Source organism: Clostridium lamae, assembly GCF_033043255.1.
GTDB lineage: Bacteria > Bacillota > Clostridia > Clostridiales > Clostridiaceae > Clostridium > Clostridium lamae.
Window position 1 is genome coordinate 1 of sequence record NZ_JASCQJ010000047.1, and the last position, 26,458, is coordinate 26,458.

24 protein-coding genes and 1 other annotated feature are annotated in these 26,458 nt (G+C 29.8%); all 24 genes read right to left on the reverse strand.

The annotated features are described in order from the left end of the window. Positions 1–237: 237 nt before the first annotated feature. The 24 genes from QK892_RS15955 to adhE all read right to left on the reverse strand — a co-directional run bounded on the left by QK892_RS15955 (position 238) and on the right by adhE (position 26,112). Positions 238–1,293, reverse strand: coding sequence for a type IV pilus twitching motility protein PilT (locus tag QK892_RS15955; RefSeq protein ID WP_317274569.1), 1,056 nt, complete (start codon positions 1,291–1,293; stop codon positions 238–240). Positions 1,294–1,397: 104 nt separating this feature from the next. Then, a complete protein-coding gene (gene sigK / locus QK892_RS15960) occupies positions 1,398–2,093 on the reverse strand; it encodes an RNA polymerase sporulation sigma factor SigK (RefSeq protein ID WP_317274547.1) in 696 nt (231 codons plus the stop codon). 238 nt (positions 2,094–2,331) lie between these two features. Next, positions 2,332–3,945 carry a penicillin-binding transpeptidase domain-containing protein gene (locus QK892_RS15965; protein WP_317274548.1) on the reverse strand — a complete coding sequence of 538 codons (1,614 nt, stop codon included), beginning with the start codon at positions 3,943–3,945 and terminating at the stop codon, positions 2,332–2,334. Positions 3,946–4,007: 62 nt separating this feature from the next. Further along, positions 4,008–4,625: a uridine kinase gene (udk, locus tag QK892_RS15970; RefSeq protein WP_317274549.1), complete on the reverse strand. Its 618-nt coding sequence runs from the start codon at positions 4,623–4,625 to the stop codon at positions 4,008–4,010. A 21-nt stretch (positions 4,626–4,646) separates the two neighbouring features. After that, on the reverse strand, positions 4,647–5,882 hold the full coding sequence (locus QK892_RS15975) for a peptidase U32 family protein (protein WP_317274550.1): 1,236 nt from the start codon (positions 5,880–5,882) through the stop codon (positions 4,647–4,649). Positions 5,883–5,886: 4 nt separating this feature from the next. Further along, positions 5,887–6,531 (reverse strand): O-methyltransferase, encoded by a 645-nt coding sequence (locus QK892_RS15980; protein ID WP_317274551.1) that lies wholly within the window; start codon positions 6,529–6,531, stop codon positions 5,887–5,889. 28 nt (positions 6,532–6,559) lie between these two features. Further along, complete coding sequence (gene mltG / locus QK892_RS15985) at positions 6,560–7,567, reverse strand: endolytic transglycosylase MltG (RefSeq protein ID WP_317274552.1); 1,008 nt, start codon at positions 7,565–7,567, stop codon at positions 6,560–6,562. A gap of 87 nt (positions 7,568–7,654) precedes the next feature. Beyond that, complete coding sequence (gene typA / locus QK892_RS15990; RefSeq protein WP_317274553.1) at positions 7,655–9,481, reverse strand: translational GTPase TypA; 1,827 nt, start codon at positions 9,479–9,481, stop codon at positions 7,655–7,657. A 152-nt stretch (positions 9,482–9,633) separates the two neighbouring features. Beyond that, complete coding sequence (locus QK892_RS15995; protein ID WP_317274554.1) at positions 9,634–11,301, reverse strand: ribonuclease J; 1,668 nt, start codon at positions 11,299–11,301, stop codon at positions 9,634–9,636. A gap of 71 nt (positions 11,302–11,372) precedes the next feature. Then, positions 11,373–11,840: a Fur family transcriptional regulator gene (locus QK892_RS16000; protein WP_317274555.1), complete on the reverse strand. Its 468-nt coding sequence runs from the start codon at positions 11,838–11,840 to the stop codon at positions 11,373–11,375. A 49-nt stretch (positions 11,841–11,889) separates the two neighbouring features. Then, complete coding sequence (locus tag QK892_RS16005; RefSeq protein WP_317274556.1) at positions 11,890–12,165, reverse strand: DUF1292 domain-containing protein; 276 nt, start codon at positions 12,163–12,165, stop codon at positions 11,890–11,892. A 75-nt stretch (positions 12,166–12,240) separates the two neighbouring features. Continuing rightward, on the reverse strand, positions 12,241–12,657 hold the full coding sequence (ruvX, locus tag QK892_RS16010; RefSeq protein ID WP_317274557.1) for a Holliday junction resolvase RuvX: 417 nt from the start codon (positions 12,655–12,657) through the stop codon (positions 12,241–12,243). A 47-nt stretch (positions 12,658–12,704) separates the two neighbouring features. Continuing rightward, positions 12,705–12,962 carry an IreB family regulatory phosphoprotein gene (locus QK892_RS16015; protein WP_156624968.1) on the reverse strand — a complete coding sequence of 86 codons (258 nt, stop codon included), beginning with the start codon at positions 12,960–12,962 and terminating at the stop codon, positions 12,705–12,707. 140 nt (positions 12,963–13,102) lie between these two features. Further along, entirely contained in the window at positions 13,103–15,742 is a 2,640-nt protein-coding gene (gene alaS, locus QK892_RS16020) for an alanine--tRNA ligase (protein ID WP_317274558.1), read from the reverse strand. Positions 15,743–15,794: 52 nt separating this feature from the next. Beyond that, positions 15,795–15,965: a binding site (T-box leader), on the reverse strand. Between the two features lie 64 nt (positions 15,966–16,029). Beyond that, complete coding sequence (locus QK892_RS16025) at positions 16,030–17,061, reverse strand: AI-2E family transporter (protein WP_317274559.1); 1,032 nt, start codon at positions 17,059–17,061, stop codon at positions 16,030–16,032. Then, complete coding sequence (locus QK892_RS16030; protein ID WP_317274560.1) at positions 17,055–17,537, reverse strand: PRC-barrel domain-containing protein; 483 nt, start codon at positions 17,535–17,537, stop codon at positions 17,055–17,057. Before QK892_RS16030 ends, QK892_RS16025 begins: the two co-directional genes overlap by 7 nt. 91 nt (positions 17,538–17,628) lie before the next feature. Continuing rightward, a complete protein-coding gene (gene mnmA / locus QK892_RS16035) occupies positions 17,629–18,711 on the reverse strand; it encodes a tRNA 2-thiouridine(34) synthase MnmA (protein ID WP_317274561.1) in 1,083 nt (360 codons plus the stop codon). 8 nt (positions 18,712–18,719) lie between these two features. Further along, positions 18,720–19,151, reverse strand: a complete 432-nt coding sequence (gene nifU / locus QK892_RS16040) for a Fe-S cluster assembly scaffold protein NifU (RefSeq protein ID WP_317274562.1) — start codon at positions 19,149–19,151, stop codon at positions 18,720–18,722. Beyond that, the gene (nifS, locus tag QK892_RS16045) at positions 19,135–20,334 is read right to left on the reverse strand and encodes a cysteine desulfurase NifS (protein ID WP_317274563.1); all 1,200 of its coding nucleotides are present in this window, start codon (positions 20,332–20,334) and stop codon (positions 19,135–19,137) included. Before nifS ends, nifU begins: the two co-directional genes overlap by 17 nt. 2 nt (positions 20,335–20,336) lie before the next feature. Continuing rightward, positions 20,337–20,789 carry an RrF2 family transcriptional regulator gene (locus tag QK892_RS16050; RefSeq protein ID WP_317274564.1) on the reverse strand — a complete coding sequence of 151 codons (453 nt, stop codon included), beginning with the start codon at positions 20,787–20,789 and terminating at the stop codon, positions 20,337–20,339. A 134-nt stretch (positions 20,790–20,923) separates the two neighbouring features. Next, complete coding sequence (locus QK892_RS16055) at positions 20,924–22,171, reverse strand: replication-associated recombination protein A (RefSeq protein WP_317274565.1); 1,248 nt, start codon at positions 22,169–22,171, stop codon at positions 20,924–20,926. Between the two features lie 30 nt (positions 22,172–22,201). Continuing rightward, positions 22,202–22,711 carry a hypothetical protein gene (locus QK892_RS16060; protein ID WP_317274566.1) on the reverse strand — a complete coding sequence of 170 codons (510 nt, stop codon included), beginning with the start codon at positions 22,709–22,711 and terminating at the stop codon, positions 22,202–22,204. Between the two features lie 134 nt (positions 22,712–22,845). Then, the gene (locus QK892_RS16065; protein WP_317274567.1) at positions 22,846–23,346 is read right to left on the reverse strand and encodes a hypothetical protein; all 501 of its coding nucleotides are present in this window, start codon (positions 23,344–23,346) and stop codon (positions 22,846–22,848) included. A 141-nt stretch (positions 23,347–23,487) separates the two neighbouring features. Beyond that, positions 23,488–26,112, reverse strand: a complete 2,625-nt coding sequence (adhE, locus tag QK892_RS16070) for a bifunctional acetaldehyde-CoA/alcohol dehydrogenase (protein WP_317274568.1) — start codon at positions 26,110–26,112, stop codon at positions 23,488–23,490. Positions 26,113–26,458 lie beyond the last annotated feature (346 nt).

Genomic DNA, 26,458 nt, shown 5'->3' on the forward strand with positions numbered 1-26,458 from the left:
TGTAATATATAATCACTTTTATAAAATTCCCAAATTTTTTTATTTAACTTTAATCTAATTCAATTATAATTTTATCATCTAGAAGAAAATAACTCAACCTTTTCATAAAATTATAATATTTTCTTAATGAATATGAGTTTTTTAAATATTACTTAATGATATATTCAACAAATAATTTAAATATCCTTTCTTAAATTCAGTATTTTATAAAAAAAAAAAACAGAGTCACCTCTGTTTTTATAACATCATTATTCTTTTAATTGTTTCATTATCTACTGAATATGTTAATGCTGTTTCTTCAGTTATACAATTTCTTTTGTATAAATCAGATAGAGCCATATCCATTGTTCTCATTCCATATTTTCCACCTGTTTGAATTGCGGATTCAATTTGATGAGTTTTTCCCTCTCTAACTAAATTTTGAATACCAGGAGTTGTAGTCATTATCTCTAAAGCAGCTACTCTCCCATCATTATCAACTGATGGTACTAATTGTTGTGAAATAACCCCTTGTAGTACAGCAGCTAATTGAATTCTAATCTGCTGTTGTTGATGCGGTGGGAATACATCAATTATCCTATCAATAGTTTTTGCCGCACCAATAGTATGTAGCGTGGAGAATACCAAGTGTCCAGTTTCAGCTGCAGTTATGGCAGTTGAAATCGTCTCTAAATCTCTCATCTCCCCTACAAGTATTACATCTGGATCTTCTCTTAATATAGCTCTTAAAGCATTTTGATAACTCCTACTATCTTTTCCTATTTCTCTTTGATTTATTATACATTTGTTATGCTTATGCAAATATTCTATAGGATCTTCTAAAGTTATAATATGAGCTTCTCTATTATTATTTATCTCATTTATCATTGCAGCTAATGTTGTGCTTTTACCACTTCCAGTAGGACCAGTAACTAACACTAAACCTCTTTGTTTTTCGATTATACTTTTTATTACCTTTGGATGCTTTAATTCATCTAAGGTTGGAATTTTCAATGCTATTACTCTTATTGCTATAGCATCACTGTTTCTTTGTTTAAATATATTTACTCTAAATCGTCCAGTACCTGAAATGGAATAAGAAATGTCCATTTCTCCAACTTTATCGTACTCTACAAACTTTTCTCCTAATATCTCTTCTGCAAAACTTCTTAATGATATTGGAGTTAATTTTTCACTTCCTATTTTTACCAATTTTCCATTAACTCTAATTGTTGGTACTAACCCAACAGTTAAGTGTAAATCTGACGCTCCTCTACTTATCGTTTCCTTTAATAGTTCATCTAGCACATAAATCACTATTTACCCCTCCATGCTGCTTCTTATCTTATCTTAGTTAATATTCGATATTTTTCTTCATAATCCTCCTTTTAAATGCACATTTTTTTTAATTATAAATTTTATTTGTATGATAATTCTTTTTTTAATTTCTTTAGAGCCTTTTTCTCAATTCTAGATACATATGATCTAGATATTCCTAATAGAGCGGCAATTTCTCTTTGAGTTCTACACCGACCATCTATAAGGCCATATCTCATTTTTAATATTGCTCCTTCTCTTTCTGTAAGAGATATTCCTATTTTATTATATAGTTGTCTAATTTGAATATTACTTTCTACTTTTTCTAATACTGAGTCCTTTTCACTACTTAATACATCAATTAAACAAATTTCGTTTCCTTCTTTATCGACCCCAATTGGATCTTGTAAGAATACTTCATTCTTTTGTTTCTTATTATTTCTAAAAAGCATCAATATTTCATTTTCTATACATCTAGACGCATAAGTAGCAAGTCTAGTTCCTTTAGATGCATCAAATGAATCTATGGCTTTTATAAGTCCAACCGTCCCTATAGATATAAGTTCATCAATATCCTTATTAGGGAAATTATATTTCTTAACAATATGAGCTACTAATCTTAAATTTCTTTCTATTAATATACTCTTTGCTTCTTTATCGCCATCTTTTAATAGCTTCAAGTAACGTTCTTCTTCTTCTTCATCAAGCGGTTTAGGAAATGTATTATTGCCTGTAATATAACCTGTTAAAAATATAGAATTACATAGCAGCTCTATTATATTAGATAAAAAAAACACAGAACTTCCTCCTAGTAGTGCTTATTATATAATATGATAAAATTTAAAAATATTGCTTTAGTTTTTAAATTTATTATTATTAAAAAAAGCAGGATACATATTTTATACCAATTTTATATATCTACTATCTTTGGTATTAATATATATCCATTCTTAGAAGTACTATATTTTAAATTTTCTACTTCCCATATTAATGTAAACTTATATTTTTAACTATTACATATATAACTCTTAAGATTTATTTTGTAAGTTCAGTAACTATCTCTCTAAATATAGGTGCTCCCGTATTTCCGCCCCCTAATTCTCTACCATCCGGATGCTTTTCTCCTATATTAGGTGATATAACAACTATAGTATATTTTTCTCCATCTAGTTCAAAAAATCCTGCAAACCATCCATGATTAATACCACCAGTTCCAGTTGAAGTTCCTGTTTTTCCCCCAATATTTACGCCATCTACTTTCGCCTCAAATCCTGAACCTTCCCATATAACCTTAGACATTGTTTCCTGCGTTAACTTAGCTGATGTCTCGCTAAAAATTCTATTCTCACTTTCTTTAAATTCTTTTACTAAATTATCATTTTCATCAACTATTGCTTCTACTATAGTCGGTCTAACAAATACTCCATCATTTACTACCGTATTATATAATCCAGCCATCTGAACTGGGGTTACCATTATTGTCTGTCCTATTGATATATTATTCATACTATTTTCTAAAGTAGGTTTTACTCCTGATGCTTCATTTCTATTTTCTCCTTTGAGATTAATAATTGGCTTAAATAAACCCATTTTATTTAAATAATCCATCATATCATCATAACCTATTTCACCACCAATCTTAGCAAAAATATCATTACATGATACTTTTAATGCATCTTCAACTGAAAGCATTCCATGAGCATATGGCTTGCCATCTTTCATGCATATTTCACCCGTACATATTAACATATCCGTAGGAGTTATCAGCCCTTCATCTAATGCTATTACTTCTGTAATCACTTTAAAAATTGATCCTGGTTCATATCCTAGTTGCTCAATCCCTAAATTAATATTAGCTTGAGACTCATCCTTTTGAATCATTGCTCTAATTTTTCCAGTCTCTGCTTCTGAAACTACAACTCCTATGTTATTTAGAAATGAATATTCCTTCTTATTTAAAATATCTCTAATTTGATTTTCCCACTCTGAATTTATTGTTAATTTTATATTGTTGTTATTTGATGTACTTACTTCACCATCACTATAAATAGATTTATCATTTAAATAAAATTTAGCAGCAGGATAAGTATTTTCTTTTAAATATGAATTTAAAGTATACTCTAAAGAATCTTCTATAACATTTTCATCTTTAATATTTGATAAGAAATTATTTGTTTTCCACGCTTCTTTTTTATCTACCTCATCATAAATATACGTATATATTCCTTTAACATTCTTAAGCTTATTTATCTTATTATAGGTCTCTTCACTTATTGTATAATATATTTTTCCCTCTTCTTGCATAACTTCAGAATAATTAAAATCTGGATTCTCAGTCTTCATTATAAAATTTAATGCCATTAAATCTTCTAAGGTTTCTTCATAGTTGTTAAGCATAAATGGCTTTGTATCTAAAACTAAAATATACTGCTTATCATAAGTCATTAGGTCTTTACCATTTGTGTCAAATATCCTATAATTCATTTGGGATAGGTTTTCTGCTTGATAATTTTCTACTTCTCCTCCAACTATAAGTGATGGATAAACTTGAAGAAAATATAATCTTATAATCAAAGCAAAAATCACTATAAAGTACACACTATTTATTATTAATATTCTATTAATAACTATATTATTTTTTTTCTTCATAAAAAAACACACCTCCCATGGCTAAATTCTAGCCTCAAAAGGTGTGTTTTATACAATTTTTTCTATTTTAATATATCTTTAATTTTTGATACAAGAATATCTATCGCTACTCTATTTTGTCCGCCTTCTGGAACTATAATATCTGCGTATCTTTTTGTTGGCTCAGTAAACTGTAAGTGCATTGGTCTTACCACTTCTAAATATTGATTAACAACTGAATCTACAGTTCTGCCTCTTTCATTTATATCTCTTACTAATCTTCTTAATATTCTTATGTCGGCATCAGTATCTACATAAACTTTAATATCTAATAAATCCCTAAGTCTTTCGTCTTCAAGAACTAATATTCCTTCTACTATTACTATACTTCTTGGCTCAACCCTTACTGTCTCTTTTGCCCTATTATGACATGAGAAATCATAAATTGGCTTATCTATTGGAATTCCATTCATTAAATCATTTAAGTGTTTAATCAATAAATCATTATCAAAAGCCTTTGGATGATCATAATTTGTTTTAATTCTCTCTTCCATAGATAAATTGCTTTGATCCTTATAGTACATATCCTGTTGTATCATAGCAATGCACTCATTTGAAAAACTTGAATATATTGCATCTGCAATACTACTTTTACCTGATCCAGTACCACCAGTAATTCCAATTAGTATTGGCTTATTCATTATAGTTCCTCCTTCTTATGTTTAAAGCTCTAAAACTTTTTTACCTTTTATTAACATATCTTTTTCTTTTAATGGAGTATCAACTTTAACTTTAAATATCATATGCGCTCTATTAGCTACATTTGTATTAACTTTCTTCTCCACATCAAACATTTCATTAAGCTTAACATTAAAGTACGGTGTATGTGCTCTTAAAACTTCTACCTCATCACCTTCAAAAACTCTATTCTTTTGAAGAATAGTTGCTTCTTTTGTTTCTTCATCATAACTTTGTACTATTCCAACTATATCATAATCTCTTATATATGATGAAACATCATAAGTTTGTTCTCCCATTTTTCCAAAGAAGAATCCTGTATGATATTGTCTATGGCTTATTTTTAATACTGTATCTAGCCATTCTTGTTTAAATTTATATCCTTCTGGATTTTCAAAATATGCATCAAGTGCTTCTCTATAAGCTTTTACTGTTGATGCAACATAAAACTCATTTTTCATTCTTCCTTCAATTTTTAAAGAATGAACTCCACTTTTCACTATTTCTGGTATATGCTCTATCATGCATAAATCTTTTGAATTCATTATATATGTTCCATTATCATCTTCTATAATTGGATAATATTCACCTGGTCTTGTTTCTTCAACTATATAATATTTATATCTACAAGCATTAGAACAAATTCCCTTATTGGCATCTCTACCTAGCATATAATTAGAAATTAAACATCTTCCTGAATATGCAACACACATAGATCCATGTATAAATACTTCAAGTTCACAACCTTCTGGAGTATTCTCATTTATTTCTGTTATTTCTTTTAATGTAAGTTCTCTTGCTAAAACTATTCTTTTTACGCCTTGTTCATACCAAAACTTAGTTGCCATCCAGTTTGTTATGTTAGCTTGAGTACTTAAATGTATCTCTAAATTCGGTGCTGCCTCCTTAGCTGCTGCAACTATTGATGGATCTGCTACAATAATTGCATCTACACCTAAATCATATAATCCCTTTATATACTCTCCTACACCTTTTAAATCATGATTTCTAGGGAATACATTCATAGTTACATATAATTTTTTCCCTCTATCGTGGCAGTATTTTATACCTTCAGCCATTTCTTCATTAGTAAAATTATCAGAAAAAGCTCTTAAATTTAATCTACCTCCACCTATATATACAGCATCTGCTCCAAAATCTATTGCTATTTTCAATCTTTCTAGACTTCCTGCTGGTGCTAAAATCTCTGGTTTATTCATGTATTTACCTCCTTTTAGTCACTGCAATTCCATCCCCCATTGGTATTACAGAAGTAATTAAATTTTCATCCTTAGATACTAATTCTAAGTATTCTCTCATCCTCTTTACTATAGTTATTTTTCTCCTCTTTACTAAATCGTCAGATGCAACCATCCCTCTAAAAAGCACATTATCCGCGACTATAATACCATCTTCACTTAATAATCTTAGACAATTAGGTAAAAAATGGTTATAATGCCCTTTGCCAGCATCCATAAAAATTAAGTCATATTTCCCATATAAGGCTTCTAGTACTTCAAGGCAATCGCCTTCCTTAATTTCTATTTTATCCTCTAACATGTATTTTTTAAAGTTTTCCCTAGCATATTTTATCATATTTTCATCTCGTTCAATAGTAGTAATAATAGCTTTATTTCCTGATGCCTCGTGCATTAATATTGCAGAATATCCAATTGCTGTCCCAAGCTCTAATATTTTTAATGGTTTTTTCATACTAACTATAAACTCTAAAAATTTTGCAGTTTCTTTTTGTGCAATAGGAACTTTATTTTCTTTTGCAAAGTTTTCTAATTCCTTAAGCTTTTCAGAACCATCAGGTATCAAACTTCTAATATATTCTTCCATATAATCATAAGTTATTCCACTCATGTCAATCCTCCAAATAGTAAGTAAATTATTAATATCCAAGTTCCTCTAATTTATTCATAAAATCAACATCATTATTAGTAAAATAATGTGTTTTATCATCTTGTAGTACATAAAACAAATAATCTGTCTGCGCCGGTTTTAGTGCAGCTTTAATTGATTCTAAACCTGGATTTGATATAGGTCCTATAGGTAAACCATAGTTTCTGTATGTATTGTATGGAGAATCCACTTCTAAATGGCCTTCTAACACAGTCTCTACATGTTCTCCTAAGGCATAAATAACTGTTGCATCAATCTGAAGCATCATACCATCATTTAATCTATTAACTATAACTGAAGAAATTATAGGTCTTTCACTATCTATCTTTGCTTCCTTCTCTATCATAGAAGCTATAGTTATAGCAGTTTCTATATCTTCCTCTTTTATATTAGTATTTGTTTCTTCAATAGCTTTATTAAGCATCTCTTCAAATCTTGAAATCATTATAGTCAATATTTCTTTAGGTGTATCCCCAATATTAAACAAATATGTATCTGGGAACAAATATCCTTCTAAATTATATTTTTTCTCACTATCTACTCTTACAAAACTCGGTAGCTCGTATTCTTTAACAGCTAAAAGAAAATCTTCTTTACTACAAATACCTTCACTCTCCAGTTTTTCGCCAATGTCTTCTATAGTATATCCCTCTGGAACCGTAAACTTAACATTGCCTAATGAAGCTTCTGTAGTTAACACTTCTATTATTTTATCTACAGATAAACCCTTATGTAAAACATATTCACCTTGTTTAACATCAATATTTTTACCTAAAACCTTAACATATAATTTTATAAATGGTACTCCCTTTATTTTACCTTCTTCAGATAGTGAATTAATAATACTATAAAAGCTATCACCTTCATCAATTTTTATTACTATATCTGAATCTGTTTTTAAAGGCTTACTAATTATATTTATAAAAGTCATTAAAAAGCTTATAAATAAAACTAAAACGATTATTATGGGAATTGTTTTTAAACTTAGTTTTCTCATAAAAACCCCCTACATACAAAGTAAATAGCCTATTTAGGCTATTTACTTTATTATAATACTTTTTTTTAAACTTATAAAGAATTTTATCTATTTTTTGCTTCTACTTGTTATTCTTCTTCTTTCAGCGGCATCTAATACTCTTTTTCTCATTCTTATATTCTCTGGAGTTACTTCTACTAATTCATCTCCATTAATAAATTCAAGACATTGTTCTAATGTCATTTGTCTAGGTGGAGTTAACTTTAATGAATCATCAGATCCTGATGCTCTTGTATTTGTAAGTTTTTTACCTTTACATACATTTATATCTATATCTTCAGCTCTTGAACATTCACCAACTATCATACCTTGATATACTGGAACACCTGCACCTATAAATAAACTACCTCTTTCTTGAGCATTGAACAATCCATAAGTTATAGCATCTCCATCTTCAAATGAACATAATGACCCTCTACTTCTTCCTGGAATATCACCTTTAAAATTATCATATCCATGGAATACATGATTCATGATACCATTACCTTTAGTATCCGTCATAAATTCATTTCTAAACCCAATTAATCCTCTAGCTGGTACTATAAACTCAAGTCTAGTATATCCATTCACTGCTGAAGTCATATTTACCATTTCAGCCTTTCTTGGTCCAAGTTTTTCCATTACAGGTCCCATGAATTCTTCTGGCACATCTATAGTTAAATATTCCATAGGCTCTAACTTTTTGCCGTTTTCTTCCTTAAATATAACATTTGCTTTTGAAACTTGGAATTCATAACCTTCTCTTCTCATAGTTTCAATTAATATAGATAAATGAAGTTCTCCTCTACCTGAAACTTCAAAACAATCTGATGAAATTTCATTTACTCTTAAACTTACATTAGTTTCTAATTCTTTTAATAATCTATCTCTTAAATGTCTTGAAGTAACAAAATCACCTTCTCTTCCTGCAAAAGGAGAATCATTTACCATGAAATTCATGCTTAATGTTGGTTCATCAATTTCTACAAATGGTAATGCTTCTGGATTTACAGCATCAGCAATAGTTTCTCCAATATTACAATCTGGAATACCACTTAAAGCAATAATATCTCCTAAAGAAGCTTCTTGTGCCTCTTCTCTATTTAATCCATTGTAAGTAAATATACTTGATACTCTATAACTTGTAGTACTTCCATCTTTTCTTACTAAAGCAACTTGTTGATTCTTTTTAACTGATCCTCTATGAATTTTACCAACTGCAATTCTTCCTACATATTCATTAGTATCTAATGTAGTAACAAGCATTTGGAATGGTCCCTCTATGTCCCCCTTAGGTGCTGCAACATTTTCTAATATAGTTTCAAATAGTGGCGCCATATCATTATTTGTATCTTCTACATTATATCTTGCAAATCCTTCTCTTGCTGAAGCATATATTATTGGGAAATCTAATTGTTCATCATTTGCTCCAAGTTCAATAAATAACTCAAAAACTTCATCTATAACTTCTTCTGGTCTTGCATTTGGTTTGTCTATTTTATTTATAACTACTATTGGTAATAAACCTAGTTCTAAAGCCTTCTTTAAAACGAATTTTGTTTGTGGCATTGGTCCTTCATAAGAATCTACTACCAATAATACTGAATCAACCATTTTAAGAACACGTTCAACTTCTCCGCCAAAATCAGCATGTCCTGGAGTATCTACAACATTAATTTTCACTCCATTGTATGTTATCGCAGTATTCTTAGAAAGAATTGTAATTCCTCTTTCTTTTTCTAAGTCATTAGAGTCCATAACTCTTTCTTCAACCTTTTCATTGCTTCTAAAAACATGGCTCTCCTTAAACATGGCATCTACCAAGGTTGTCTTCCCATGGTCAACGTGGGCTATTATAGCAATGTTTCTTATATCATCTCTACTAATTAAATTCATTTAATTTCCTCCAGTATGTTTTTTATATTAATGTAAACCTATAAATTATTTTTTCCAAAATAAAATTGGATACACGTGTATCCAATTTTAAAAAAAATTATTTAAACTATACTTATTCTAAGATTATTATTAAGAAATGTCAACCTCTCAGATTATATTTCCATTATTATTGGTAATATCATAGGTTTTCTCTTAGTCTTTTCATAAAGATAACTTCTAAGCTCATCTCTTACTTTAGACTTTAAACTAGCCCAATCTGTTATATTGCTCTCTTCACATTCTCTTAAAACATCTTTTACAATATCTTTAGCCTCGTCCATTAGTCCTTCAGATTCTCTTACATATACAAACCCTCTTGAAATAATATCTGGACCAGCAATAATCGAATTATTTTCCTTAGATAATGTTACAACTACTGTTAATATACCATCTTGAGATAAGTGTTTTCTATCTCTTAATACTATATTACCAACATCACCTACTCCTAATCCATCTACAAACACTTGACCAGAATTCACCATTCCATTTCTTCTAATTGAGTTCCTATTGACTTCTATAACTCCACCATTTTCAGGTATAAGCACATTTCCTTCTGGCATACCTAATGATATTGCAAGTTCACCATGTTGCTTTAAGTGTCTATACTCTCCATGAACTGGAATAAAGAACTTAGGTTTTACTAAACATTGCATAAGTTTCAGTTCTTCTTGACAAGCATGCCCAGAAACGTGAATTTCTGCCAATGATTTATATATTACTTCTGCACCCTTTTGGAATAGTTGATTTATTACCTTAGAAACTAACTTTTCATTTCCAGGTATCGGAGTTGCTGAAATAATAACAGTATCTCCTTCAACTATATTAACCTTTCTGTGCTCAGAGCTTGCCATTCTAGAAAGAGCTGACATAGGCTCTCCTTGACTTCCAGTAGTTATGATAACCACCTTATCATTTGGGTATTTATTTATTTGATCTATACTTACTAGTATATCTTTCTCAAATTCTAGATATCCAAGTTCAGCTGCTACAGCAACTATATTTTCCATACTTCTTCCTGATACAGCTACTTTTTTATCATATTCACGGGCAGCATCAATTATTTGCTGGATTCTATGAACATTTGAAGCAAATGTTGCTACTATTATCCTTCCCTTTGCTTTAGAGAATAACCTTGCAAAGCTTTCTCCTACAACCTTTTCTGACATAGTATATCCTGGCTTTTCAACATTAGTTGAATCTGCCATCATAGCTAATACACCCTTTTTACCTATTTCTGCAAACCTTGCAAAATCCATAGTTTCTCCATCTATAGGAGTATAGTCTACTTTAAAGTCTCCAGTATGTAGCACAACTCCTAATGGTGTATGTATTGCTATTGCAACTGAATCTGCTATTGAGTGATTAGTTTTTATAAACTCTACTGAAACTGAATTTAATTTAATAACATCTCTTGGTTTTACTGTTATTAATTCTGTTGATGATAACAATCCGTGTTCCTTGAGTTTTGTTTCAACAATCCCAAGAGTTAACTTGGTTCCGTACACAGGTACATTTAACTGTCTTAATACATAAGGTAATGCCCCTATATGGTCCTCATGACCGTGTGTTAAAAATATTCCTTTTATCTTATCTTTATTTTTTAACAAATAACTTATATCTGGTATTACTAAGTCAATACCGAACATATCTTCATCTGGAAATTTAAGGCCACAATCTATAACTATTATATCTTCTTTATACTCTATTACAGTTATATTTTTACCTATTTCATTAATTCCACCTAAAGGAATAATCTTAACCTTCGCCTTCTCGTTTTTCAATATGTCCCCTCCTTCTTCTTAAAATATGTAACTTGAAGGTTTCTCAAAAAGAGATACCTCTTCATCCAATATTATTTATTTTCGTTCATTTCACTTTGGCACTTTCTACAAATACCAAAAAATTTAACGCTGTGGTCTATAATCTTAAATCCATAAGATCTTTCAACTTCCTCTTCAAGCTCATCTAAAAGATCATCTTGAACTTCAAAAACACTTTTACACTCACTACATACTAAGTGATGGTGTCTATGCCCCTCATCTTTACGGACTAATTCATATCTACTGCATCCGTCATCTAAATCCAATTTACATACAACGCCCAATTCCTCTAACAAAATGATCGTTCTATAAACTGTTGCTAGACCTATTTCAGGACAATTTTTTTTAACTTCATCATATATTTCTTCTGCTGTTAAATGTTCGCCCTCTTTTTCTATTATAGTATCAACAATAGCTCTTCTTTGTGGCGTTAGCTTATATCCTTTTTGTTTTAATTCTTCCTTTAAGACATTAAAATCAATAGTGCTTGAATGTTCCACAGACAACCCCCCCCTCCTTTTTTTAATTTTTAATATATTTTATCTAAAACTACTCTTCCTCTGAAAAAATAGTATCATATGCTTCTTGAACTGCTGCAAGTTCTACTTCGTCATCAATAGGAATTAATAAATCGTCTCCATCTTCATCCACTCCTACTTTCAATGCAAATATATCATCTTCAGTATAAGCATCATCATATACTATAACATATTCGCTTTTTTCTTCTGTATCTGGATTAACCATATCAAAAAATGCAACTACATTTAGTTTAACTAAATTTCCATCTTCATCGTATAATTCTATTTGTTTTAAATCTTTATCCATAAAAAATCTCCTTTTTTTAATTGTAATTTTCACATTAATACTTGTCAATAATAATTTTCAATTGATATTAAATTATTATTTAATATTTAATCTATCTAAGTATCCTTGAAGTATATATGTTGCTGCTATTTTATCTACTATCTTTTTTCTTTTATTTCTTGATAAATCTGCTTCTAACATAGCTTTATGTGCCGCAACTGTAGTTAGTCTTTCATCCCACATCTCAACTTTCAAGCCTGTATATTCTTTAATTTGTTCAGCGAATTCAATAACTCTTTCACCTGATTCCCCAATGCTTCCATTCATATTCTTAGGTAATCCTACAACTATTGTTTCTACTGAATATTCATTACATAACTTTTTTATTTCTTCAATATCCTGTTCTTTCTTCGATCTTCGAATAGTAGTTATACCTTGGGCCGTCCATCCTAATGGATCACTTATTGCAACACCAACAGTTTTCGATCCTATATCTAAACCTAATATTCTCATTCATTACTCCTTAAAAGTTAAAGAGTGCCCGATTAAACGGGCACTCTTTATTTTATTTCTAAATAAGATTTTATAACTTCCTCAAGAATTTCATCTCTTTCAAGTTTTCTTAGTAAAGCTCTTGCTCCGTTGTAGCTTGTAATGTAAGAAGGGTCTCCTGAAATGAGATATCCAACTAGCTGGTTAACTGGATTATAACCTTTCTCCTGTAACGCATTGTAAACATCTGTTAATATTGACTTTGTTAAATCTCCTTTGTTGATGTTTAGGTTAAATTGCATTGTTTGATCTAAGTTATTATTCATATAACTGCTGCTAATTGCAGCCCACCCCCTTACTTATATTTAGTTAAATACTTCTACTAATAGTATATCATTTTTTTCAATTTTTATTCAAGAAGTATATTTATTAATTATATTATAAACTAAAAAAGATTAAAAGTACACTATTTTACCAAATATTCTATTACAGAATAAGTTTTTTCCATCGCAGTATTTATATTTTCAGGATTCTTACCACCAGCTTGAGCCATATCTGGTCTTCCTCCTCCGCCGCCACCGACGATAGCAGCTACCTCTTTAATTATCTTACCACAATGAATCCCCTTATCTAATACATCTTTTGTTGCCATTGAAATTAGGTTTACTTTTCCAGAAACATTGCTAAACAATACAACAACTCCACTAGAAAGTTTATTTCTCACTTTATCAGCAAGATCTCTTAATGAGTTTCCATCTATTCCTTCAACTGAAAACACTGCTACTTTCACACCATTAACATCTTTAACAGAAGATAATATTTCATCTTCAACTCCTGATGCTAACTTATTCTTAAGTTCTAATATTTCTTTTTCTTTTTCTTTAATTTCTGCACCTTGAGAAGCTATTTTCTTAAGCACATCTTTTTCACTACACTTTAATGCACTGCATGCTTCTCTTAATAATCTTTGTTTATCTTCCATAAATTTTATTGCATTGATGCCAGTTACAGCCTCTATTCTTCTAACCCCTGCGGCTACACCTGCTTCAGAAATTATTTTAAATAATCCTATTTCTCCAGAGTTGTGAACATGCGTACCTCCGCAAAGTTCTTTTGAGAATTCTCCTACACTAACAACCCTAACATTATCGCCATACTTATCATCAAATAAAGCCATTGCTCCAGCATTTTTAGCTTCTTCTAAAGTCATAAGATCAGTATCTACAGAAAATACTTCCATTATTTTTCTGTTTACTAAATCTTCCAACTGTTCAATTTCCTCTTCTGATAAAGCTTTAAAATGTGCAAAGTCGAATCTTAATCTCTCATCATCTACGTATGATCCAGCTTGATTTACATGCTTACCTACGATTTGCTTTAAAGCTTCATGTAACATATGTGTTGCAGTATGATTTTTGGCTATGCTATTTCTTCTTAATAAATCAACTTTAAGCGTAGCATCTTCATTAATTTTAACACTACCTTCAAGAACTTTTACATAGTGTATAGTTTTACCACCTACATTTTTCTTTGTATCATAAACATACGCCTCACCATTAGAAGTTTTGATAGTACCCTTATCTCCTACTTGGCCACCCATTTCAGCATAAAATGGAGTTTTATCTGTTACTATATAACCCTTATCTCCCTTTGATAGTTCATTTACAAACTCATTATCATTTGCTAAAACAATAATTTTAGAGTTAATCTCAATGTTGTTATATCCAACAAATTCAGTGTTTATTGAAGCTTCAATCTTATTTATCGGACTTTCATCACTTCCCATGTAAGATGACTCTCCCCTAGCACTTCTAGCTCTTTGTCTTTGTTCTTCCATTTCCTTTTTAAAGGATTCATGATCAACTTTCATACCTTTTTCTTCTAAGATTTCTTCTGTTAACTCTATTGGGAAACCATAAGTATCATATAACTTAAATGCTTTTTCTCCCTTTAATATACTTTCATTAGATTCTTTCATTTCTTCAATGTAGTCATTTAATATTATCATTCCTGAATCTATTGTTTCATTGAATCTATCTTCTTCTAAAGAAACTATTTTTTCAATATATTCCTTATTTTCCTTAAGATTTGGATATGCATCCCCGTAATTTTCTACTACAGAATTAACTATTTCTGTTAAGAATAGTCCCTTAATTCCTAATAATCTTCCATGTCTTGCAGCTCTTCTTAAAAGTCTTCTTAATACATATCCTCTTCCTTCATTGCTTGGTTGAACGCCATCAGAGATAAGCATAGTTACTGACTTAACATGGTCTGTAATTATTCTTAAAGAAATATCTTTTTGAGAATCTTCACCGTATTTAACTCCTGAAAGTTCTGCAACCTTATTTAATATATTCTTAACCGTATCAATTTCAAATATATTGTCTACACCTTGCATTATAGTTGCAATTCTTTCAAGTCCCATACCTGTATCTATATTAGGATTTGATAATCTATTATAATTACCTTCTTCATCCTTATCAAATTGAGTGAATACTAAGTTCCAGAATTCAACAACTCTATCTTCATCACTAGCCTTTACAAACTCATCCACATTTGTAATAACGCCTTCTCCTCTATCATAATGAATTTCAGTACAAGGTCCACATGGTCCAACTCCTATTTCCCAGAAGTTATCATCTTTTCCTAATCTAAATATTCTCTTTGGATCTACATCAGTTTTCTTACACCAAATATCAAAAGCTTCATCGTCTTCTAAATAAATAGTTACATATAATTTATCTTTTGGAATTTGTAAAGTTTCAGTTATAAACTCCCAAGCCCAAGGAATTATTTCTTCTTTAAAATAATCTCCAAAGGAGAAGTTTCCAAGCATTTCAAAGAAAGTACCATGTCTAGATGTCTTTCCTACATTTTCAATATCACCAGTTCTAATACATTTTTGACAAGTTGTTATTCTTTTTCTTGGGGGTTCTTGCAAGCCTGTAAAATATGGCTTAAGAGGTGCCATACCTGCATTTATTAATAATAATGATTTATCATTTTTAGGCACTAGAGGAAAACTTTCCAATCTTAAGTGCTCTTTTGATTCAAAAAATTTTAAATAAGCTTCTCTAAGCTCATTAGTTCCCATGAATTTCATAATCTTACCTCCTAATTGCTTTTCTAAATAAAAAAAGTTTCCATCCCTATAAAAAAGGGACGAAAACATATATTCCGCGGTACCACCCTAATTATGCATAAACGCATCACTTAGAAAAATATAGCTCCAAGATAGCTTCAATATATTATGTAAGAAGTTTTCACCAACCACTTCTTCTCTGAATACATAGTGTATATTTACTCATTCTTTTCAACGCTAAATATTAAGTTTTCTTATATTTCAATGAAATTATAGTTTATTTATTAAAATATGTCAATTATTTTATTTCAGAATAAATAATCATTAATATCCTCATAGATTACCTTAATAATAACACCTATAGGAACTATTAATATCATGCCTATAAATCCACCAAGTTTTTCCCCAATTAAAAGTAATATTATTATTATAATTGGATGCATATTTGTACTATCACCAGTTATTTTAGGAGAAAGTATATTTCCTTCTATCTGTTGAATAATGAAAACTATTAGTAATGTCCATAAAGCTTTATTAGGAGATTCCATAAGAGCTACAAAAACTGCTGGTATTCCTCCTATTATAGGACCAAAATAAGGAACAATATTAAGTACCCCATTAAATACACCAAGTAATAGTGCAAACTTAACATCTAAAATGAAAAGTGCTATACTTGTCAGCACTCCTATAATTATTGATAAAATCAACTGACTTATTATATATCTTGATAAGACCTTATCTATATGTGTTATAAATTTTTTTGTGATTACTCTTTTTTCAGTAGGTAGTACCAATAATACCTTATTAAAAATTAAATCTCCATCCACCAAAAAGTAATATGTCACTATAGGAATAATAGCTAAGGAAACTAAACTTTCTAACCCAGCCATTAAATTATCAAATAAATTATCTGAAAATGTTCTTAAAAACAAATTAAGTTCATCACTAATACTACTATATATATTATCAAAGAAGGAAATATTATTTATATTCATTTTTTTTGATAAAGTCTCAACATAATTATCTACATTGTCTAATATATTGCCAAAATTATAACTTTCTCTTAATATAGATGGAATTAAAATATATATAAATAATGATATAGAAATAATAATGCTTAATATAATTAATATAGATGATATTCTTTTTTTAATTCTAAATTTATCGCATAATATATCTCTTAAAGGTTTTAATGCGTATGCTAGTATAAAACTTATAAAAATAATATTTACTGTACTTTTTATAGTTTTGATTTTTACATATATAATAATAAGAAGAATTAATAATAGAATTAACAAAATGTACTTTAATATCTTTGTATTTTTCTTGTTTATTAACATGTTTTTTTCTTTCTTGGTATGCTCTGAAATTTCACATCATTATTTCCATAATATAAAACAAAATCTTCTCCTAATATACATTCTTTTAAAAGCAGAATTTCTTTACCTTTTATTATTCTATCAAATATTCCAGAGCTTATAACTAGTCCTTTAATTGATAAATCTTCTTTTTCTATTAGTAAGTCTTCCAATATACCTTTTATAACATTATTTTTATCTTTAACATCTTTATCCTTAATGCTTTTGAATGAAATTCCCTCTTTCTTAGTTAATTCTTTAATAATTATTACATCTTCTATTGATACAATATCCTGAGTTCTAATAAAATTCCTTTTACTAAACAGTAAATAATTAGAAATCAAAAAACCCTTTATAACTCCTTTATGAAAGTCTATATAGATATCATCTATAAGCCCTATATACTTCCCCCTAATATCGAAAACTTTTTGCAGATAAAAATCTTTTGTTTTTAACAATATACCACTCCCTTATCTATACCTTAAAGTTATTTTCCCCCAAAAAGCAAAAAAAATTCCTATATTATTAAAATATAGGAATTTATATTTGCTATATTATTTTTTCTATTACTCCGCCGCCAACTACTATATTTCCATCATAGAAAACAACTGATTGACCTTTAGTTATGGCTCTTTGCTTATCTTTGAATGAAACTTTTACTTTCCCATCCTCAGCAGGAGAAATTATAGCTTCACAAGTCTTGGCTGAATACCTTACCTTTGCCTGAACTGTCATTTCACTATTAAGTTTATCAAAAGCAATAAAATTAACATCCTTTGCTATTAAATCCGTCTTAAATATATCTTCTTCTGGACCAATAACAACTTCATTAGTGTTCGGATTAATGTCTGTTACAAAAACAGGTCTTCCTAATGCTAAGCCTAGTCCCTTCCTTTGACCTATAGTATAATATACTATCCCTTTATGTTTCCCAAGTATATTACCATTTTTATCAACGAAGTTTCCTTGATTTACTTCATTAGGTCTTACTAATGTAATATATTTACCATGATTATTATCTGGTATAAAACATATCTCTTCACTATCTTTCTTATTATGAACTGCAAGCCCAATTTCTTTTGCTATTTCTCTTATTTTATCCTTTGTATAATCTCCACAAGGCATTAAAGTTTTACTTAATTGTTCTTGAGTAAAATTATATAATGCATAAGTTTGATCTTTTCTATCATCATCAGCCTTAATTAAAAGATATCTACCATCATCATTTTTTTCGATTTTGGCATAATGGCCTGTAGCAACATAATCTGCTCCAATCCCTTTAGACCTTCTTAGAAACTCATCAAACTTTATGTGTTTATTACAAGCTATACATGGATTAGGTGTCTTCCCTTCCATATACTCCTGTACAAAATAATCAATTACCTTTTCTTTAAAAGATTCTTTGAAATTAAGGACATAAAAAGGAATTCCCAGTCTATCAGCAACTCTTCTAGCGTCCTCTACTGATGAAAGTGAACAACATCCACCTTCTCTTTCAACATAATCTTCGTCGCCGTCGTCAAAATGTTTCATAGTTACGCCTATAACATCGTAACCTTTTTCTTTTAAAAGATAGGCAGCAACAGAGCTATCAACTCCGCCACTCATGCCCACTACAACTTTCTTTTTCATATTATTTTCTACTCATCTCCATGTACATGATCGTGAATGTCATCATGTTCTTCGAAATCCCATAGATCTAATCCTGTATTTTGTCTATAATTATTTATAGCCTTATGAATTGCTTCTTCAGCTAATACAGAACAATGCATTTTAACAGGTGGAAGTCCATCTAAAGCTTCAGCAACTGCCTTATTAGATAATTCCCAAGCTTCTTCAACTGTCTTTCCAATAATTAGTTCTGTTGCCATTGATGAAGATGCAATAGCAGATCCACAACCGAAAGTTTTAAATTTAGCATCTTTTATTATGTTATCTTCTATTTTTAAATAAACCTTCATTATATCTCCGCATTTAGCATTTCCTACTTCACCAACACCGCTTGCATTTTCAATTTCCCCTACATTTCTTGGATTTCTAAAATGATCCATTACCTTATCGCTGTACATCATAGTATTTTTCTCCCTTCTTAATAAAGTCTTCCCATAATGGTGACATATTTCTTAATCTTTCAATAATAGGTGGTACTACTTCTAAAACATAGTTAACATCTTCTTCTGTAGATGCATCACCTAAAGTTAATCTTAATGAACCATGTGCTAACTCATGAGGTAATCCAATTGCTAGTAACACATGAGATGGATCTAATGATCCTGAAGTACATGCACTTCCGCTTGAAGCACATACCCCTTCAAAGTCTAATGATAAAAGAATTGATTCTCCTTCAATAAACTCAAAAGTTATGTTAACATTACCAGGTAATCTCTTATCCCCTATAGGGCCATTTAATCTGGTATGAGGTACTTTTAATAAGCCTTCTATTAACTTATCTCTAAGTATAGTTAAATTTTTATTATGCTCTTCTAAATTATCTGTAGCAAGTTCCATAGCTTTTCCAAGGCCTACTATTGATGCTGTATTTTCTGTTCCAGCCCTTCTAGCTCTTTCTTGGCCTCCACCATGAATTAAGTTATCTATTTTAACACCTTTTCTAACATATAGAGCCCCTATTCCTTTTGGTCCATAAATCTTATGTCCTGCTAAAGATAATAAATCTATATTCATTTCTTTTACATCTATAGGTATATTTCCTACTGCTTGAACTGCGTCTGTATGGAAGAAAACTTTTCTTTCTCTGCAGATTTCACCTATTTCTTTAATAGGCTGAATAGTCCCAATTTCATTATTTGCAAACATAATTGAAACTAAAATAGTTTTATCAGTTATTGCATTCTTTAATTCTTCTAAATCTACAAATCCCTCTTCATTTACATTTAAATAAGTTACTTCAAATCCTTGTTTTTCTAAATACTCACAAGTATGAAGAACTGCATGATGCTCAATTTTAGTAGTAATAATGTGATTACCCTTTTTTCTATGAGCTGAAGCAATTCCTTTAATTGCCCAGTTATCTGCTTCTGAGCCACCTCCAGTAAAATAAACTTCATTCAAATCACAGTTTAAAGCTTTTGCAACTCTATTTCTAGCCTTATCTATAGCCATTTTAGTTTCCCTTGAAATACCATAGAAAGATGATGGATTACCATACTTTTCTGTAAAAAACGGCATCATTTCTTCTAAAACCTCAGGTTTAACATAAGTAGTTGCTGCATAGTCCATATACACGTTTTTCATCTTTATTCGCTCCTCTTTACAAACTTAATAGATTCACTTTCACTCTTCAATCTATTGTAATCATCTACTATATCTTGAAGTGTTATGTTTTCCATTACTTCATCAATGCTATTTTTTATTTTTTCCCATAACAATCTAGTAGCGCAAAAATCTATATTATCACATTCTGTACCTTCAATGCATTCTGCAATTTCTACAGGTCCTTCAAGAACATACATAATATCTGCTACAGTTATATCCTTTGGAGCACTATTTAAAACATATCCACCTTGAGCTCCTCTTATACTTTTTATAAGTTTTGCTCTTCTTAGAGGCGAAAATAATTGTTCTAAATAATATTCAGATATACTTTGCCTTTGAGAGATTGTTTTTATTGAAACGGGGGCATCTCCATAGTGCATTGCAAGGTCTACCATAGCCTTGACCCCGTATCTTCCTTTAGTAGAAAGCCTCATACTCTTTCCCCCTTTTAATGTTGACCATTTTACTAGTAATTACTTCATATATATTATCAAACCGCTTTATTCTTGTCAATAATATCACTTCTTTCTAAAGATTATTTTTCCTAAAAAATATTATAATTAATAATCTATTTACTTTTTACATTTTCCCAATAAATTTTTACACTATTTTCATATTTATTATTTTGTGGACTATAGTATTTTACTCCTTCTAAATTATCAGGTAAATATTGTTGACTTACATAATTATTTTCATAATCATGAGGATATTTATAGCCACCTACCCCTAAGTTTTTCGCTCCAGCATAATGGGCATCTTTTAAATGTTTAGGCACATCTCCGATATTTTTATTCTCTAAATCATCCATAGCTTTTGCTATTGCTATATATGCACTATTAGACTTAGGCAATGTTGCAAGATAAATTACTAATTCAGATAATATTAATGAAGCTTCTGGTAAACCGACCTTTAATGCTAATTCAACTCCAGAATTTATTACAGTTATAGCATTTGGATGAGCAAGCCCTATATCCTCAGCTGCAATTACTGAAATTCTTCTTATTATAGCTTGTAGATTTCCTGACTTAATTAATCTTGCTAAGTAATGAACTGCTGCATCAGCATCACTACCTCTTATACTTTTTTGAAGTGCACTTAAATAGTTATAATATTCATCCCCACTGGCATCAGCCCTTATATGAGATTGACTTAATCCTTCTATATATTCAACACTTATCTTTTTAACCTTATTCAACTGAGAATTAATAGCAAGTTCTAATATATTATATGCCTTTCTATAGTCACCTTGAGAAATCTCTGAAATATATTTTAATGCTTCTTGAGAATATTCTACTTCTATTCCATCATTTATTAATCTATTTATCGCTCTTTCCAAACCTTCAATTATTTCTTCTATACTAAGTGATTGAAATTGAAATATATTACATCTACTTAATATCGCTTTATGAATAGCAAAGTATGGATTTTCAGTAGTACTAGCTATTAATGTAACTCTTCCATTTTCAATAAATTCTAAAAGAGCTTGTTGTTGTTTTTTACTGAAATGTTGTAATTCGTCTATATATATAACCACTCCATTATAGTTAAGTAAACTGTCTAGACTTTCAGTTATTTCTTGTATATCCTTAACTGATGCAGTAGTTGCATTTAGTTTATAAAATTTTCTATCGCTATAATTAGCCATTATATTTGCTAAAGTAGTTTTCCCAGTTCCTGGTGGTCCATAAAGTATACAATTAGGAATTTTTTTACTTACTATTAAATTGTATAATGGTTTTCCTTTTCCAATTATATTTTGTTGTCCTATAAAATCTTCTAACCTCTGTGGTCTCATTGCTTCTGCTAATGGTTTCATTGACTTCACTCTTCCTATAATTCTAATTTTTTATTTAAATCCTTCGTTTAATTCTTTGGCTTTTTCAAGATTCTCATATTCAGTAAATCCTTCTATATAAAGTTCTCCACTTCTTTGCTTCAAAATAACTTCTATAGGCACATCTTCGCCAACAGCTTCATCGCTGCCTTCTTCATGTAAGCTTCCATCATCATGGGTATGTGTTTCTGATGATACAGCATTCATATCTAATGTCATACAAACAATATACCTATCCTGTTCTTCTCTTATACTAACCAAATTGCTCTCATATTCCTTAAGATCTACTTCCCCTATATACGCAGAATAAAACTCTATATAATTACAAACATAAAAATTCTTTTCACTAATATGTTTTTTCATAGTATCATCATATCCATTCTTATATGACAATACTAAATCTATAGTATTCTTAATCTGATTTTTTTCACTGTTACTTAAAGCACTTGAATCACTAGTGCAACCTATCATAAATATGTTTAAAATTAAAATTAATATACTTGTTATTCTATTTTTTCTCATCTATACCTCCATAAAATCATAATTTACAAATTATTAAACATCTATTTTTATAATATCATAAAAATACCATTTCTATGTTTAATTTCATAAAAAATAGGATACTTACTTGTACCCTATTTTACTCATTCTAATTCCTATCTAAAACCTTCATTTAATTCCTTAGCCTTATCAAGATTTTCATATCCTAAAAATCCCTCTATAAAGAATTCTCCCTCTTTTTCCACCAACGTAATTTCAACTGGTATATCCTCAGCAGCAATTTCGTGTACTTGCTCATGAACACTTCCATCATCATGTGTATGTGTTGCTGGAGTTAATGCTTTTATATCTATTATAGTGCTAGCTAAATATTTATCTCCTTCTTCTCTTAAACTAATTATTTTACTTTTATAATCTTTAAATTCTACTTCTCCTATATACATTGTATAAAGTTCAAAAAAGTTAGAACCATAAAAATTCTCCTCATTAATATGTTTTTTCATAGTATCATCATATCCATTTTCATATGATAGTACTAAATCTATTGTGTCCTTAATTTTATTTTTATTACTTCTAATAAAATCACTTTCCTCACTTGAACAGCTTACAGCAAAAATGCTTATAATTAGAAATAAAATAAATATACCTTTTCTCATAAAACCCCTCCATAATTTTAAATATCATATAATAATACTTATTATATGATAAATTGTATCATAGAAAGCTACCAATATGTCTATAAATAAAAAAATAAAGAAGATACATTAAAAATATCTTCTTTATCTTCTATAAATTATTTATTTTTTCTTTGATGCCTTTTTCGCTTCCTTAGCTTTAGGTCCTTCAAAAGCATTAATATACATATCTCTTAATTCACTCATTAATGGATATCTTGGGTTAGCACCTGTACATTGATCATCAAATGCTTGCTCAACCATTTCATCAAGATTTTCATAGAACTTAGTCTCAGAAACGCCTGCTTCTTTAATTGTTTTAGGCATATTTAATTTAGCTTGTAATTCTTCAACTGCCTTTATTAACAATTCAACTTTTTCTTCTTCACTATTTCCACCTAATCCAAGATGATCAGCAATTCTAGCATATCTCCATGCTGCATTTGGATATTTATATTGAGCAAATGCTGCTTGCTTAGTAGGAGCATCTGTCGCATTAAATCTTATAACTTCATTCATTAATAATGAGTTAGCCATACCATGTGGTAAGTGATGGAATGCACCTAGTTTATGAGCCATTGAATGTGTAATTCCTAAGAAAGCATTTGAGAATGCCATACCAGCCATACATGATGCATGCGCCATCTTTTCTCTTGCTTTTACGTTAGTAGTTCCTTCATTATATGCATCTGGTAAATACTTAAATACTAATCTAATAGCTTCTAAAGCTAATCCATTAGTGTATTCTGATGCCATTATTGAAACATATGCTTCAATTGAGTGAACTAATACGTCTATACCCGCACAAGCAGTTAATCCTTTTGGTGATGTCATCATAAGTTCAGCATCTACTATTGCCATATCTGGAGTTAATTCATAATCTGCAAGAGGATATTTAACTCCTGTAGTTTCATCTGTAATAACAGCAAATGGAGTTACTTCTGAACCTGTACCAGCTGATGTAGCTATAGCAACCATCATAGCTTTATTACCCATAGTTGGGAACTTATATATTCTCTTTCTTATATCCATGAATGTCATAGCTAAATCATGGAAGTTAACTTCTGGATGTTCATACATAACCCACATAATCTTAGCAGCATCCATAGCAGAGCCACCACCTAAAGCTATTATTACATCTGGATTAAAATCTAACATTTCTTTTGCACCAGCTTTTGCACATCTAAGTGTTGGGTCTGGTTCTACATCTGAGAATATTTTAAATTGTATTCCATTTCTCTCTAAAACTTCAGTAACTTTATTAGTATATCCCATATCAAATAACACTCTATCAGTTACTATAAATGCCTTCTTTTTACCCATATCCTTTAATTCTTCTAAAGCTACTGGTAAACAACCATATTTAAAGTAAACTTTTTCTGGAACTCTAAACCAAAGCATATTTTCTCTCCTCTCAGCTATACTCTTGATGTTAATTAAATGCTTAGGACCAACATTTTCTGAAACTGAGTTTCCCCCCCATGATCCACATCCAAGAGTTAGTGATGGTGCTAATTTAAAATTAAATATATCTCCTATAGCACCTTGTGATGCTGGCATATTAATTAAAGTTCTAGCTGTTTTCATTTTTTCACCAAATTGTAATATTCTATCTCTACATTTAAGTTGATCAGTATAAAGAATTGAAGTATGACCCATACCACCTAATTCAATTAATCTTGCTGCTTTTTCTAAAGCTTCTTCATAAGATTTAGCTTTATACATTGCTAAGATTGGTGATAATTTTTCATGTGAAAATGGTTCTTCTAATTCTACAGACTCTACTTCACCTATTAAAACTTTAGCTGAAGCTTCAACATTAATTCCTGCCATTTCTGCAATTTTATATGCTGATTGACCAACTATATTAGCATTTAGTCCACCTTTTTCATTTAAAATTATTTTTCTAACCTTATCTACTTCTTCACCCTTTAAGATATAGGCTCCTCTTTCACTTAGTTCCTTTTTAACCTCATCATAAACTTCTTCTAATACTACTAATGATTGTTCTGATGCACATATAACTCCATTATCGAAAGTTTTAGATAGAAGTATAGAGTTTACTGCCATTTTTATATGAGCAGTTTCATCAATTATTGCTGGTGTATTACCTGCTCCAACTCCTAATGCTGGTCTTCCTGAAGAATACGCAGCCTTAACCATTGCTGGTCCACCTGTTGCTAATATTATATCTGATTCCCTCATTACATTTTGAGATAATTCTACAGACGGTTCATCTATCCATCCAATGATTCCTTCTGGTGCACCAGCTTTTACTGCTGCTTCTAAAACAATTCTAGCTGCCTCAATTGTAGCTTTCTTTGCTCTTGGATGAGGAGATATTATAATTGCATTTCTTGTTTTTAAAGCTATTAATGTTTTAAATATTGCTGTTGATGTTGGATTTGTTGTTGGAACTATTGCTGCTATAACTCCTATTGGTTCAGCTACCTTAGTAATTCCATAAGTCTTATCTTCTTCTAAAACTCCACAAGTTTTCATGTCTTTATACTGATTATATATATATTCAGCTGCAAAATGGTTCTTTATAACTTTATCTTCTACTATACCCATACCAGTTTCTTGAACAGCCATTTTAGCCAATTTAATTCTATTGTCATTTGCTGCTATTGCAGCTTGTCTAAAAATTTCATCAACTTGTTCTTGAGTGTAAGTTGAAAAAATTCTTTGCGCCTCTCTTAATTGATTAATTCTTTGAGTTAATTCTTGTGCATTCGTTACTACCATTTTATATCCTCCTAAAATAAAAGATTTATATTTAACAAATATAAATTTCTTTCTTACTAAAATTTCCTTAACCAAATCACAATATTATTGTATTTTATTGTTTATTTTTTGTCAATCTTTTTCGTTAAATATTTATCATATTTTTTCTATTTTTTTCTTCACACTCTTGCCCTCTAATTTTTATATTAATATTTTTATATTAATATTTTTATATTTTTTTGTATAAAATTAAAAATATTAATAATAATAAATAGAATTTTCTAACTTTTTTGAATTTTTTTATTATTGACAATAATCGTTTTCTTCTATATTAAATAATTAATTATAATATTTTGGATTTTGTTTG